Source organism: Sulfuricaulis sp., assembly GCF_040901545.1.
GTDB lineage: Bacteria > Pseudomonadota > Gammaproteobacteria > Acidiferrobacterales > Sulfurifustaceae > Sulfuricaulis.
Genome location: NZ_JBBDYL010000054.1, coordinates 148,941 through 163,415 on the forward strand (window position 1 = coordinate 148,941; position 14,475 = coordinate 163,415).

Below are 14,475 nucleotides of genomic sequence, written 5' to 3' on the forward strand. Positions count from 1 at the left end.
AATCGTTGAAGGATCAATGGAAGATGTGGGGAGACCTCAGGCTCTGACCCCAACTATGCTAGACGTCAAGTTTCAATTTCCCTTGCTCATATACAGATATTATTTGTTGTCTAATTTTATTTTTAGTTAAAGCGTCTTTAAAGAATCGATTAAATGAAAACGCAGGGTCTTCTTCATACTCCGCATTCACAACATCACTTACGATTTCGACTGCTTCATCAATCAATGAGGTTGCCTGTTTTAGATCCATATAATCGTATTTCCGTGCTTGACACATGGCAGATATCGCATGCAGAACGTGGTATGCACCATCAATTAAGTAAAGGTGGTCAGTGTTAAACTCTTCATCATGTTTTATTTTTTGTTGTAGCTCGCGTTTCTTTTTATCGATAATTGAATATATCTGGAGAGGTATGTGCAATTTCTGTGGTGTTATATCATCATTAAAAATTGAATCATAAAGATCGCCAAATATTCTTCCTCGATCCTTTTTTGCTACTTCAGGAAGTTCCATTGTATAAGCAAGATATGCTTGAGCAGCAGTAAGTGCGTCGACCCTTTGCAGTTTAGGTTGATCCGAGAATTGTCTGGCTTTGCGTTCATAAAATAATCCATTTTCATGGAAACCTTGTTCAAGCTTCTTCTGTATCTCATCATTTGATCTAAGATCACGCGTCTTAATAGGAGTTTGACTATTTGTAGACTCTGCAATAGCAGTGCTAATTCGCCGTTCCTTAGTTTCATAAATACGCACTAATACAAGAACATTCTTTACACTCTCAGGTTTCTGTTTATACGCTTCGAATAATGCATTAGATGTTTGTCCACCATTCACAATCTGCACATTTTGAAGTTCAACAACTGGCGCTCTCGTACCAGGTTGATATGAAAATGAATCACATGTAATTGTGATTCCATTATTCAGATACCAGAACTCAGTATTCTGATCAGATAAAGCCGTTTTAATTATCTTCTCATTAATGCGATTCTTGCTAGTTAGGTACACACGCACATTATCGTTGAAAATATCCAATCTTACTTGATGAGGATTGGCATCATCCTCAATAATTTTCACTAATTCCTCTGCTGTTACAGATGTGATCAAACCTCTAATATTTCCATCAGATCGTTCAAAATAATTCAAATCAACGAGCCTTACCGCACGATTTATTCTAGGAGTTCTTTTTTCTATAAAAAGATTTGATATTGACTCAAGTGTATGATGCCGGACTTGGAACGATTTATATCTGTCTAATGAATCATTAGCGCGTTTTTTTTCTGCGTTGGCAAGACTTTCCATATTTGCACAAAAGTGAACTTCAAAACTCACCTTTGGGCGATCAATTGCGGACCAGATTTCTCTTACTTTATTCCAAAGTAGTGGATTACATGACTTCTGTAATTCTTGGCTTTTATTTAACACATCAGAAATAAAAGACAAAAGCTTATCAAGCTCTTTACCAGGGAAATTGTTTTTTGATTTTTCGAAAGTTTGAACATATTTGAACTGAAAGATATGCACAATATTCTTCCCGTCTCTATCATCTACAAATACCGCATCAACACCACGATCCATCCCACCATCAGTTAATGAATCTTCAATTTCACTTGGGGTCAAATCGAGCAAGTATTCGAGCACTATATATGCCAATGCTGATGATTCATTTTCGCAATCATATAAATCACTATAACTTTTTACTTTGTTATTTAGATTGCTCCAATCCAGTAAGGTAGGCATTTAGCACTCCTTTGTAACAGCGATGTGATTTTTCTGATTGAATGCTGCAAAAAACTACGTTAATTAGTTAAATGCTGCAATAGATGAATTGTTGTTCTAACCCCGTAGCGGGCGCCGAGTACCGCAGCCCCACCGGGAGTATTCAAGCGAGACCGTGTTTGAGCCCGAGGCGTGTGGTTTGCGCCCGGCGAGTTGGTCGAGCGCCCGGTGGGGCGAGAAACGCAAGGGGTTTTCGCGCGCTCCGGGGGGAATGGTTTTGGTGACTTTTGCCGAAACAAAAGTCACCCCCGGTGCAGGGGCGGAGCCACCCGCAATTAGCTTTTCAATCGTGCGCGCAGCGCAAGAACCATGCAAGACCTGTTGCTGCCCAGGGTGCAACAAAACTCGCTGCACCCGTTCGGCGGCATGAACACATGTTAAGTGTGTTCATGAAAACCCTGTCTCACCCAGCTTTTGCCGGGACGATGTCTATCATCTACGCTTTCGCGGAGATGATAGACGTCGGTTATACTGCCCCCGCCCAAAAAAAATCCTCCCATGCCAACCATCGACACCTTAATAAACGCCCGCTGGGTGATTCCGGTCGAGCCGGGCGGGTTGACGCTGATGGTTCAGCAGGAAAAATAATCTCAGGCAGCAGCCAGAATGGCTTTGCGGATGGAAGGTGGAAGTGATACAGACTTGAAGAATTTTTCGGGGTACAAATAATCTTCGCCAGACTCGTCAACGACACGGATTTGGCCGTGCTTTGCCGCCACTGAATCAGGGATGGCTATATATATTTTTCTTTTCTCTAGCGAGGCTGCGTAACCTTTATTTCGTACGCATATAACCAGATGCCTTGGCGATGGATATGATCTTGTCATGGCAGACTCTCTAGCAATCGCTTGATTTTGAATTCCTTCTTTCCGATACCGGTTGCTTCGTACCAATGGATCTCGGCGACATGAACACTGCCGTCCGATAATTTGACTTTAGCAGTGCCTTTTCGCTTCCGCCATCGGCCCTTACCATATAATTTCCGAAGCCGGGTAATTTCCCGAATACTGGAACCTATTGCAAATGTCTCGACTTGGGTTATATCGCCGAGAATTTCAAAATACATGTAAACATAGTCCCAAAGCAAGATATAACCGTCAAGAATTACTTATACGATATACTCTCTCTCGCCCAACGCCCGATATTAAGAATCCATGCAAACCATCGACACCTTAATAAATGCCCGCTGGGTGATCCCCGTCGAACCTGATGGCAAAACCCTGGATCACCATAGTATTGCTATCGTCGATGGGAAAATCTTCGAAGTGCTGCCCACCGCCGATGCCGTCAAGCACTATGGCAATGCGGAAATGCACGATCTCCCGCACCATGCCGTCATCCCGGGCTTGGTGAACGCGCACACGCACGCGGCGATGAGTTTGTTTCGCGGGCTGGCGGACGATCTGCCGCTCATGGACTGGCTGAACCAACACATCTGGCCGGCGGAGGCGAAGTGGGTGAGCGAGGCTTTCGTGCGCGACGGCACCGAGCTCGCCATTGCCGAGATGCTGCAAAGCGGCACCACCTGTTTCAACGACATGTATTTCTTTCCCGACGTCACCGCGCGTGTCTGCCACGACTCCGGCATGCGCGCCTGTGTCGGGCTCATCGTTCTGGATTTTCCCAGCGTCTGGGCGCAGAACGCGGACGAATACCTGCACAAGGGGCTCAAGCTGCACGATGAGCTGCGCAACAGCGAACTCATTACCACCGCCTTCGCGCCACACGCGCCCTACACCGTTTCGGACGCGCCGCTGGAAAAAATCCGCATGTACGCCGATGAGCTGGATATTCCGGTGCACATGCACGTGCACGAGACCGCGCACGAGGTAAATGAAGGACAGAAACTGCACGGCATGCGCCCGCTGGCGCGCCTGGCGAAACTCGGCCTGCTCGGCCCGCGCCTGATCGCGGTGCACATGACCCAGCTCGAAGCCGCTGAAATCAAGACGCTGGCGCAGGACAATGTCAGCGTGGTGCATTGCCCGGAATCGAACCTCAAGCTCGCGAGCGGCTTTTGCCCGGTGCACGCGCTGGTGCGGGCCGGCGTGACCGTGGCGCTCGGCACCGACGGCGCCGCCAGCAACAACAGCCTCGACATGCTGGAAGAGCTGCACATCGCCGCCCTGCTCGCCAAGGGCGTGAGCCAGGATGCCACCGCCATCCCGGCGCGCACGGCGCTGCGCATGGCCACGCTGAACGGCGCAAGGGCGCTTGGGCTTGAAGCCCGCACCGGCTCGCTCACCGCCGGCAAGGCCGCGGATATCGCCGCCATCGATTTATCCGCCATTTCCAGCCAGCCGGTGTACGATCCGGTGTCGCATATCGTCTACGCCACCACGCGCAACCAGGTTTCGGACGTGTGGGTAAACGGCAAGCACCTGCTGGCGAAGTACCATCTGACCGGAATGAACGAGGCCAAACTGCGGGACAAGGCCATACAATGGCACGACAAAATAATTAGACAGGACTAACAGAATTTTCAGGATTTACGGAAATAGTCATAGAATACCGGCTTCGAGTTAATCCTGTTAATCCTGTAAATCCTGTCCATTTATATGTCTCATACTGCACAGAACGTCGATCCGGAAGAGATTGCCAAATTCGCGCAGCTCGCCGCGCGCTGGTGGGACCCGCACAGCGAATTCAAGCCGCTGCACGACATCAACCCGCTGCGCTTGAAATACATCAACGACCGGGTCGGCCTCAAGGACAAGACCGTGCTCGACATCGGTTGCGGCGGCGGCATCCTCGCGGAGAGCATGGCGGCGCTCGGCGCCAGCGTGACGGGCATCGACCTGGGCGAAGCGCCGCTCGCGGTGGCGAAGCTGCACCTCAGGGAATCCGGCCGGAAAGTCGAATACCGCTACATCAGCGCCGAGGACCTCGCCCGCGAGCGGCCCGATTCCTACGACATCGTGACCTGCATGGAAATGCTGGAGCACGTGCCGGACCCGTCCTCGAGCATCGCGGCCTGCGCCCGGCTGGTCAAACCCGTTGGGCAGGTGTTTATCTCCACCATAAACCGCAATCCGAAGAGCTGGCTGTTCGCCATCGTCGGGGCGGAATACGTGTTGAATCTGCTCCCGAAGGGCACGCACGAGTACCTGAAATTCATCAAGCCCTCGGAACTGGAACGCTGGGCGCGGCAGGCGGGGCTGTCGGTGCAGGAATTCATCGGCATGCATTACAACCCGCTCACGCGGCAGTACCGGTTGGGGCGCGGGGTGGACGTCAATTACATCGCCTATACCACACGCGGTGACTAAGATCCGCACGGTCTTGTTCGACCTCGACGGCACGATCGCCGACACCGCGCCGGACATGGCCCACGCGCTGAACGCGCTGCTGCAAGCTGAAGGCAAGCAGACCCTCGCGTTTGAAGACATCCGTCCGGTGGTATCCCACGGCGCCTCGGCGTTGATCAAGCTGGGGTTAGGTGTCGCCCCGGGCGAGGCGGAGTTCGATCGGCTGCGCGAACGGTTTCTAGCGGTGTATGCTGACAACCTCTGCCGCCATACGCGCCCCTTCGACGGCATCGGGCCGTTGCTGGTTTCGTTGCACGCCGCCGGGATCGCATGGGGTATCGTCACGAACAAGCCGGCCTTTCTTACCGAGCCGCTGATCGCGAGCCTCGACTTAAAACCCGCCCCGGTGTGCATTGTGAGCGGCGATACCACCAACAACCGCAAACCCCACCCGGAACCCATGCTTCACGCCGCGGCCGCGGCCGGCGCCCGACCGGAACAGTGTCTCTACGTCGGCGACGCCGAGCGCGATATCCAGGCCGGAAAACTGGCCGGCATGAAGACGCTGGTGGCGCTGTTCGGGTACATTAGCCGGAGTGAAACCCCGGATCGCTGGGGCGCCGACGGCATGGTCAACTCACCGCATGAAATTCTGGAGTGGCTCGAGCGCCATGGTTGATAACACGACACTATTATTCCTCGGTCTGTTCGTCCTGCTCGCGGCCGCGTTGGGCTGGCTCGTCGCCCGTCTGCGTCACCAGAAGCGCCTCGCCGAACTCGCCACAACACTTGAGATGGAACGCCGCGCCGCGCAGGAGAAACTCGCCGGACTCGAGCAAACGTTCGCCGCCCTGTCCCATCGCGCCTTGAAGGAAAACAACGCGGCTTTCCTGCAGCTCGCCCAGGAGACGCTGAAGCAATTTCACGTGCAGGCCAAGGGCGATCTCGAACTGAAGGAAAAGGCGGTGGAGAACCTGATCAAGCCGGTGCGCGAGGCGCTGGAAAAAACCGAACATCAGATCCGCCTGATGGAACAGGAACGCAAGGAAGCCTACGGCTCGCTCTCGAAACACCTGGAAACCATGGCCCAGACCCAGCAACTGCTGCAAGGCGAGACGCGCAACCTGGTGCAGGCCCTGCGCCGCCCGGAAGTGCGCGGGCAGTGGGGCGAGCTCACCCTGAAGCGCCTGGCCGAACTCGCCGGCATGGTGGAGCACTGCGACTTTTACACACAGGAACACACGGACAACGACGAGGGCCGGCTGCGTCCCGATATGATCGTGCGCATGCCCGGCGGGCGCGAGGTCGTGGTCGACGTGAAAACGCCGCTCGATGCCTATTTGAGCGCGGTCGAGGCGACCGACGACGAGTCGCGCCGCCGGCACCTGGAACACCACGCGCGCAAAGTGCGCGAACGCGTGCGTGAATTGTCCGGCAAAGCTTATTGGGCCCAATTCCGGAACGCCCCGGACTTCGTGATTTTGTTCATCCCGGGCGAACAGTTCCTGACCGCGGCGCTCGACCTGGACCGCGATCTGATCGAAGACGCCATGAAACAGAAAGTGATCCTCACGACTCCCACCAGTTTCGTCGCCCTGCTGCGCGCCATCGCCTACGGCTGGCGGCAGGAGAGTCTCGCCGCCAACGCCGAGCAGATCCGTGACGTCGGGGAGGATCTTTACCGGCGTCTCGCCACGTTCAGCGAACATCTCATGAAACTCGGCCGCAGCCTGAACAGCGCCGTCGCCGATTACAACAAGACCGTGGGTTCTTACGAGGCCAAGCTGCTGCCGGGGGCACGAAAATTTTCCGAGATGGGCGTGGGCGGCGATAATGCGCTGGAAGAACCTGAGCGAATCGACAAGGCGGTGCGCGATCTCCAGGAAAACTAGTTTTTTGCGGGAAATTCCGCACTCCGGGCCATGCTATATTTTATATGACACTGTTCTCCCGAAACGGTGCGGACCGTGTAGTGAAACATGCCCAAACAGATCCAGACGACTGAACCGTTGCCGCAGCTGCTGCTGGTGGAAGACTCGCACACGACCCACGCGCTGCTCACCAAATATCTCGGCCGCAATTATCAATTAATCCAAGCCAACGACGGTGTCGAGGCCTGGAAGCTGCTTAACTCGGACCGTGAATTCGATCTCGTCATCACCGATGTCCACATGCCCAACATGTCCGGACACCAATTGCTGGTCAAGATCCGTAAAAGCGACGACATCCGCCACAAGAACCTGCCGGTGATCGTGATGACGTCCGCCGAGGATAACGTCGATCGCAATCTAGCCTTTCTCAACGGCGCCAACGATTTTCTCATCAAACCGCTCGACGAGATGGAATTGCAGGCGCGCATCAAGGTTCACTATCGCCTGTCGCGCACCATCCGCGAGCTCGAAGCGAGTAAAAGGGCGCTCGCGGCGCAGGTGACCACCGATTCGCTGACCAAGCTTAAAAACCGCCGGGCATTTTTCGAAAACGGCGGTACGGCGCTGGAACTGGCGCAGCTTAAAAAGTCGGAACTCTCGGTGATCCTGCTCGATATCGATTATTTCAAAAAAATCAACGATACCTTCGGACACCAGGCGGGCGACGAGGCATTGATGCTCGTCGGCACCATCCTGACGCAAATGACGCGGCCGGAGGACACGGTATCGCGCATCGGCGGCGAGGAATTCGCGATCCTGCTGCCGGGCGTGAATCGACTCAGCGCCGCCGTCATGGCCGAGCGCATCCGCGCGACCATCGAGGGGGAGAAATTCGTCTCGGAGAACAAGATCGTGCCCATCACCGTCAGCATCGGCATCGCCTCGTATGCCGTGGACTACAGCGACAGCATCGATCATCTTCTGGGTGCGGCCGACCGGCGGCTCTACCTCGCCAAGAAAGGCGGGCGCAACCGCATCTGCGTCAACGACGAGGGCCGAAGCTCTTTCGCCTGAATATCCAGAGGGCAAACCGGCCCTACTTCTTCATCTGCTCCTGTACCGGCTTGGTCGCTTCGTGGATGGTTTCTTTGGTTTCCTGGAGGAGATCACCGGTGCGCTCGACGATGCGACTGGGAATGTCCGGCTTGGCGGCAAACGGATTGCTCAGCAGCGGCACATCCTTGCCGAAGTTGATCCCCATCGGAAAAGCCAGGACCGCGCCGATGACAAAGCCATAAATAAATTTTTTCATAACGTCCTCTTCGCCTGAAACCTCGCTACATGATAATCATGATCGCCGGCCTTGGCCACTGTGCAATCCAATGGCTTACGCTACAATCCGGTTTAATCGGACCCCCGCCACGCTCATGCCGCGCTTGACCTGAACGATCATTTCATCCATGCCGCTTTACTCACCCGCCGCCAACCTGCTTGCCGCGCGTACGATATTGATTACCGGCGCCGGCGACGGCATCGCGCGCGCCGCGGCGCTGAGCTTCGCCGCGCACGGTGCGAGCGTGATCCTGCTGGGTCGTACCGCTGCCAAGCTGGAAAAAATCTACGATGAAATCGAACGCCGGGGTTTCAAGCGACCGGCGATCCTGTCGATCGACCTGGCCCTGGCCACCCCCGCGCAATTCGATCAGGCGGCGCAGACTATCGGACAGGAATTCGGCGTGCTCGACGGGCTGCTGCACAACGCCGCCGAGACCGGCACGCTGACGCCGGTCGAGCTCTACCGGCCGGATATGTGGCAGCGCGTGTTGCAGGTAAACCTGAACGCCGCGTGGATGCTGACCCGTGCCTGCCTGCCGCTGATGCGGAAATCCGCCGATGCCTCGATCGTCTTCACCACATCCGATGCCGGACGCAAGGGGCGTGCTTACTGGGGCGCCTACGGTGTTTCCGGCTTCGCCCTGGAAGGGTTGATGCAAACCGTGGCCGACGAAATCGCCGTGGAGGGGCGCATCCGGGCCAACAGTCTGAATCCCGGGGCGGTGCGCACCGCCCTGCGCGCCCGTCTGTATCCCGGCGAGGATCCCCAAACACTCCCCACGCCGGAAGCCATCATGCCCGCCTATCTTTTCCTGCTGGGGCCTGACAGCCGCGGCCTGAACGGCCAGCGATTTAATGCCGGGGATTATATGCAAAAGTAACGGTGCTGGTGAGCGGTTGTTATTCGCCCGCGCGGCGGTTCAAGACGAGGTGCTGAATCAATTTGTCTTCGAGCTCAATGCGGTTGGCGAGTTTTTCACCGAGACGCGAAAGGTCGTCGGAAAACGCCATGGTAATCTCGCAGTGATCGCCGCAATCGTATTTGTCATTGAAATCCAGCGCGGTTTCGGTGGCGCCGGCGATCCGGGGGTAAAGTTTTTCGGCCAGCGTTGCGATTTGCCGCCGGCGTTCCATGCCGTTGATGATGCGTTCATAGAGGCTGAAGTGGCCGGCGGCAATGTAGTCCACCAGAACCTGGCAGAATTTCTGCAGCAGTTCCTGGGCCTGCTTGAGGCGCGAGTTTTTCCCGGTTCCGAAGGGTTGCAGGCCAGCCAGCTGACAGTACAGGGAAAACATTTCCGTGCGCTCCGCGATCAGTTTCTGCACCATTTCCTGGCTGCCGGTTCGGCGCTCCTTGCCCCTCGCCTTCCGCTGCACCGATTTCTGCTTGTTTTCCGTCGTCATGAATTCGCCCTTGATTTCCCCCGAGTCGCGGAACTATACGCTCACATCCGTCATTTGTTAACACCGATCAAAATACATGGTTCATCGCCATAGAAACACTTAGACAAAATCGATGGTGTCATCCGGGAAAACCCGGCAACCGACCCTTGACATCTTGCAGCATGCGCTGCCATCCGCCTTTGCCCATGCGCTTCATCAATTTTTGCATTTGATCGAATTGCTTCAGCAGACGGTTTACCTCCTGCACCGCCGTGCCCGACCCGGCGGCAATACGGCGTTTGCGCGACCCCCGGATAATTTCCGGAGTATGGCGCTCTTGCGGCGTCATGGAATTGATAATGGCGACGAGCCGGGACGTCCGTTGATCGCTCAACTGTGCCTTCGCCGCTTCGGAAACCTCGCCGATTCCCGGCAACTTTTCCATCAGGCCCGCCATCCCGCCCATTTTTTCCATCTGCCGCAGCTGATCGCGAAAATCCGCCAAATCGAAACCCTTGCCCTTGGCCAGCTTCCGGGACATTTCCCGCGCCTTGCCCCGGTCGGCGGAGCGCGTGACTTCCTCCACGAGTCCCAGGATATCGCCCATGCCGAGGATGCGCGCGGCCACGCGGTCCGGATAGAACGCTTCGAGCGCATCGCTTTGCTCGCCCACTCCCAAAAACTTGACCGGCCGCCCGGTCACCTGCCGGATGGATAAGGCGGCGCCGCCGCGGGCATCGCCATCGGTCTTCGTCAAGATCAGTCCACTGAGCGGCAGGGCATGGTTAAAGGCCTGCGCGGCAGTGACGGCATCCTGTCCGGTCATGCTGTCCACCACGAATAGCGTTTCGATCGGCTGGATCGCGGCGTGCACCGCGCGTATTTCTTGCATCATGGCCTCGTCCACGTGCAACCGGCCGGCGCTGTCGATCAACACCACGTCGAGCAACCGCTTCCGCGCCGCGTCCACCGCCTGGCGCGCGATCTCGACCGGCAATTGATCGGAACGGCTCGGAAAAAATTCTGAACCGACCGACGCCGCCAATTTCTGCAATTGCTCGATCGCCGCCGGGCGGTATACGTCTACGCTTGCGACCATGACGGTTTTTTTCTCCCGCTGGATCAGAAACCGGGCCAACTTGGCGACCGTCGTGGTTTTGCCGGAGCCCTGGAGACCCGCGACCAGAATCACCGCGGGCGGGCGAGCCGCAAGATTAAGCTTTTCATTGGCCGATCCCATGAGCGCGACCAGTTCATCGTATACGAGCTTGATCAACACCTGGCCCGGCGAAAGACTCGACGCCACTTCCCGGCCGACCGCTTTCACCCGCACACGCTCGATGAAATCCTTGACCACCGGCAACGCGACGTCGGCCTCCAGCAGCGCCGTTCGCACCTCCCGCAAGGCGGTACGAATATTATCCTCGGTCAGCCGCCCTTCCCCGCGCAAACGCTTGAGGGTGGCTTGGAGTCGTCCGCTGAGATTGTCGAACATCAGTTATCTCCACCGCGCATGATTTTTTCCATTGAGTTCACGCTGAACCGTCGATGAGTCCCGCGCGCCGGACACGAGACGCAAATTCACAGTTCAAATACTTTGCCACGCATCAATCGTTGAGGGGTACTTTGCGGGATATGCCGCGCGATCTCGCGCATGATGTCGTCTTCGTACCCCGGCATTAGGTGCGTGATGTGAACCTGCGGTCCCGGCTTCAATTTCTTGATTTCACCCGCCAACATGGCGGGGCACAGATGTTTGGATATCCGGCTGAGATTTTCATCGGCATCCAGAAAACTGGTCTCAATGATGACGTGCCTGAGATCGCCGATGGCATTCAGCGTGCGCCAGAATTCATCGGTGACCGTGGTGTCGCCGCTGAAAGCCAGACTGCCGCCGGCGCCGGTCACCAGATAGCCCACCGCCGGAACGACATGATTCACGGGAATACTGCGCAACGTCCGGTGATTCAGGGTTATTGCAGCGCCCGCCGGCAATGTCTGGTAGCCCATGAAGGGCGCCGCCGGCGATGGGATACGGCTGAAATCGGGCCATAATTCACCGTTGAAAAGGTGGCGTTGGAGCGTCGTCAGCGTGGCCTCTTGGGCGTATACCCGCACCGGCGAATGCCGGCTCGCCCCCACGGTGTCGAGTAAAAACGGCAGCATGGCCACATGATCGAGATGGGAGTGCGTCAAAAATACATGATCGATGGCGCGCAATTCATCCAGCGTCAGATCGCCAACGCCCGTACCCGCATCGAGCAGGATATCCTGATCGACCAGAATGGATGTCGTGCGCGCCGCAGCGCCGATGCCACCGCTAGCTCCCAGGATCCGGATTTTCATGTGGTGTGTCACCCTCCTTGATTCATTGATCCGCGCAGCATTCGGGGGTTCCGTGGCGCGGTTCGGCGACGCCGATGGCGCGGCCCTCATCAGCGCCTCGCCCTTTCAAAGGCGGACCCACCTATGCCATCATGCGCAGGCTCATTATGACTAATCCCGTCCTGAATTTCCTCGCCTTGGCGTTGTACCTCAGCGTCGGGATACTGCTCGCATTACACCTGCTGCGCGGGCGATCAATCGGTGGCGGCGCCAAGATCGGCATTTTCAGTCTCGGATGCGGCGCAATTGTTTTACATGGCGTGTTGCTTTACACCGGGCTGCGCCTGGAAAGCGGATTGAATCTCGCGCTCACCCCGGCCTTTTCGCTTGTGGCTTGGATTATAGCGGTGCTTTATCTTATTACCTCGCTTTCCCGTCCGGTTGATAATCTCGGCGTCATTATCATGCCCATGGCGAGCCTAACGGTACTGGTGGACTGGTTATGGCCCGGCCAAATGTCCATACCCCTCACTTCCAGAATCCAGGCGGCACATATCGTCATTTCCTTTCTGGCCTACGGCCTGCTGTCCTTATCGGCCGTGCAAAGCCTGATGCTGCTTCTGCAAGAGCGTCACCTGCGGCACCGGCAACCCGGCGGATTCATCAGAGCCTTGCCGCCGATGCAGATGATGGAAGACATCATGTTCCAGATGATCGGAATCGGATTTGTGCTGCTGACGCTCACGCTCATCAGTGGAGTGTTTTTTTCCGACGAACTTTTCGGCAAACCTTTGAAGTTTACGCATCATATCGTACTCGCGGTGGTAGCGTGGATCGTTTATGCCATCTTGCTGGTCGGTCGCTGGCGTCTCGGCTGGCGCGGTCGCAACGCAATTCACTGGACATTGGCCGGATTTGTCCTGCTGGTGCTGGGATATTTCGGCAGCAAATTCGTGCTCGAGGTTCTGTTGCACCGCCCCGGGTGATGTTCCTCCCGGTTTCACAGGCACGTCCTGATTCACAATTAAATACCTCACGGCGCGAGTTTTCAGGCTGTTTCTGTTCGAGTCCGGTGCACGCCTCAACAGCGTTACAACAGGAATGGTAGAATCTCCTACATGCAAACAACAAGGATTCGGTAATCTTGATCGACATCCCCGTTGGCGTGATGATCGCCGCGCTGGTTTTTCTTATTTTCCTGTCCGGCTTTTTCTCGGCCGCTGAAATCGGCCTGATGACACTGAACCGCTACCGCCTGCGCGGCCAGGCGGAATCGGGGCATCGCGGCGCCCGTCTGGCGTTGAAACTGCTGACACGACCGGACCGGCTGCTGGGCGTGATTTTGCTCGGCAACAATTTCGCCAATATTGCCGCTTCTTCCGTGGCGACTTTGCTCACCCTGGAGCTCTACGGTGAAAAAGCAATCGCCGCGGCGGCGGGACTGCTGACTTTCCTGATTTTGGTTTTTGCCGAGGTCGCCCCCAAAACCCTGGCGGCGCTCAATCCCGAGCGTGTCGCATTTCCGGCGGCGTTCATTTTGCAACCGTTATTATGGATTTTTTATCCACTGGTGTGGCTGATCAACATCATTGCCAACCGCACGCTTCACCTGTTTGGCGTTTCTTTCAAAAAAAAACCGATCGAGGAAATAACCGCTGAAGAGCTGCGTGCCATCGTGCGCGAAGCCGACGTGCTGATTCCGGAAACGCATCAAGACATGCTGCTGGCCATTCTGGATCTGGAAAAAATCACCGTCGACGATGTCATGGTGCCGCGAGGAAAAATTGAGGGGATCAATCTCGACGCTGAATTGGATGAAATCCTCAACCAGGTCTCCACCAGTCGATACACGCGACTGCCGGTTTACCACGGAAGCCTGGACAACGTCATGGGCATGATTCACGTGCGACGGGTGCTTAATCTGGTGCGCGAGGGGGAACTGGACAAGAACGCTTTTGAACAGGCCTTGATCGAACCCTATTATATTCCCTCCGGCACCACGCTCAACACCCAGCTGCTGAATTTCAGGCAGGTAAAACGGCGAGTCGGGCTGGTGGTCGATGAGTATGGCGATATCCAGGGTCTGGTGGCGCTGGACGAAATCCTCGAAGAGATCGTGGGCGATTTCTCCACCCAAACCATCGGCCGGATGGAGGACGTCCTGCCGCAGAAGGACGGCAGTTTCCTCGTTCGCGGCACGGTCAGTTTGCGCGATCTCAACCGGAAATTGGGCTGGAACCTGCCCACCGAGGAATCGCGTACGTTGAACGGTCTGATTGTGGAATATCTGGAAAACATCCCCGAGCCCGGCACCAGCCTCATGATCCACGGTTTCCAGGTTGAAATCCTGCGCACGCGCGGCACCGCGATCGAAATTACGCGCGTCCGCCCGGCCGAGGGTCCTGTTCCCGCGGCCGGATCAGCTCCTGACTGAGGCGGGATCGGCGACTTGAATTTACAAATTCCAGGCTCTAGGATCACGGCGCCGCTTCAGCAGGATCAATAACATCAACAGGCAGATATTCGTCATTCTCCT

14 protein-coding genes are annotated in these 14,475 nt (G+C 55.9%); 8 read left to right on the forward strand and 6 right to left on the reverse strand.

Features of this window, described 5'->3' with window-relative positions; all coding sequences use genetic code 11:
- Positions 1-58: 58 nt before the first annotated feature.
- Positions 59-1,738, reverse strand: a complete 1,680-nt coding sequence (locus tag WD823_RS11590; RefSeq protein ID WP_368429652.1) for an AIPR family protein — start codon at positions 1,736-1,738, stop codon at positions 59-61.
- A 629-nt stretch (positions 1,739-2,367) separates the two neighbouring features.
- Positions 2,368-2,604 carry a hypothetical protein gene (locus WD823_RS11595; RefSeq protein ID WP_368429653.1) on the reverse strand — a complete coding sequence of 79 codons (237 nt, stop codon included), beginning with the start codon at positions 2,602-2,604 and terminating at the stop codon, positions 2,368-2,370.
- Positions 2,605-2,931: 327 nt separating this feature from the next.
- Here WD823_RS11595 and WD823_RS11600 point away from each other — a divergent pair, with 327 nt between their 5' ends.
- The 5 genes from WD823_RS11600 (at position 2,932) to WD823_RS11620 (ending at position 7,970) form a co-directional block, all read left to right on the forward strand.
- On the forward strand, positions 2,932-4,251 hold the full coding sequence (locus tag WD823_RS11600) for a TRZ/ATZ family hydrolase (protein WP_368429654.1): 1,320 nt from the start codon (positions 2,932-2,934) through the stop codon (positions 4,249-4,251).
- Positions 4,252-4,335: 84 nt separating this feature from the next.
- Positions 4,336-5,046 carry a bifunctional 2-polyprenyl-6-hydroxyphenol methylase/3-demethylubiquinol 3-O-methyltransferase UbiG gene (gene ubiG, locus WD823_RS11605; protein WP_368429655.1) on the forward strand — a complete coding sequence of 237 codons (711 nt, stop codon included), beginning with the start codon at positions 4,336-4,338 and terminating at the stop codon, positions 5,044-5,046.
- Entirely contained in the window at positions 5,039-5,704 is a 666-nt protein-coding gene (locus WD823_RS11610) for an HAD family hydrolase (RefSeq protein WP_368429656.1), read from the forward strand. The genes ubiG and WD823_RS11610 overlap by 8 nt, the downstream gene beginning before the upstream one ends.
- Complete coding sequence (rmuC, locus tag WD823_RS11615) at positions 5,697-6,917, forward strand: DNA recombination protein RmuC (RefSeq protein ID WP_368429657.1); 1,221 nt, start codon at positions 5,697-5,699, stop codon at positions 6,915-6,917. The genes WD823_RS11610 and rmuC overlap by 8 nt, the downstream gene beginning before the upstream one ends.
- Before the next feature lie 87 nt (positions 6,918-7,004).
- Positions 7,005-7,970 carry a diguanylate cyclase gene (locus WD823_RS11620; RefSeq protein ID WP_368429658.1) on the forward strand — a complete coding sequence of 322 codons (966 nt, stop codon included), beginning with the start codon at positions 7,005-7,007 and terminating at the stop codon, positions 7,968-7,970.
- Positions 7,971-7,992: 22 nt separating this feature from the next.
- Here the strand turns inward: WD823_RS11620 and WD823_RS11625 are convergent, their stop codons facing one another.
- A complete protein-coding gene (locus WD823_RS11625) occupies positions 7,993-8,208 on the reverse strand; it encodes a hypothetical protein (RefSeq protein WP_368429659.1) in 216 nt (71 codons plus the stop codon).
- Positions 8,209-8,356: 148 nt separating this feature from the next.
- Between WD823_RS11625 and WD823_RS11630 the strand changes: the two genes are divergently transcribed.
- Positions 8,357-9,112 (forward strand): YciK family oxidoreductase, encoded by a 756-nt coding sequence (locus WD823_RS11630; protein WP_368429660.1) that lies wholly within the window; start codon positions 8,357-8,359, stop codon positions 9,110-9,112.
- A 19-nt stretch (positions 9,113-9,131) separates the two neighbouring features.
- Here the strand turns inward: WD823_RS11630 and WD823_RS11635 are convergent, their stop codons facing one another.
- From WD823_RS11635 to WD823_RS11645, 3 genes are all read right to left on the reverse strand, one after another.
- Positions 9,132-9,635 (reverse strand): sigma D regulator, encoded by a 504-nt coding sequence (locus tag WD823_RS11635; protein WP_368429661.1) that lies wholly within the window; start codon positions 9,633-9,635, stop codon positions 9,132-9,134.
- 118 nt (positions 9,636-9,753) lie between these two features.
- The gene (gene ffh, locus WD823_RS11640; protein WP_368429662.1) at positions 9,754-11,109 is read right to left on the reverse strand and encodes a signal recognition particle protein; all 1,356 of its coding nucleotides are present in this window, start codon (positions 11,107-11,109) and stop codon (positions 9,754-9,756) included.
- 86 nt (positions 11,110-11,195) lie between these two features.
- Positions 11,196-11,960: a 3',5'-cyclic-nucleotide phosphodiesterase gene (locus WD823_RS11645; protein WP_368429663.1), complete on the reverse strand. Its 765-nt coding sequence runs from the start codon at positions 11,958-11,960 to the stop codon at positions 11,196-11,198.
- Between the two features lie 146 nt (positions 11,961-12,106).
- Between WD823_RS11645 and WD823_RS11650 the strand changes: the two genes are divergently transcribed.
- A complete protein-coding gene (locus WD823_RS11650; RefSeq protein ID WP_368429664.1) occupies positions 12,107-12,925 on the forward strand; it encodes an inner membrane protein YpjD in 819 nt (272 codons plus the stop codon).
- Positions 12,926-13,083: 158 nt separating this feature from the next.
- Positions 13,084-14,373, forward strand: a complete 1,290-nt coding sequence (locus WD823_RS11655) for an HlyC/CorC family transporter (RefSeq protein WP_368429665.1) — start codon at positions 13,084-13,086, stop codon at positions 14,371-14,373.
- The last annotated feature ends 102 nt before the right edge of the window (positions 14,374-14,475 follow it).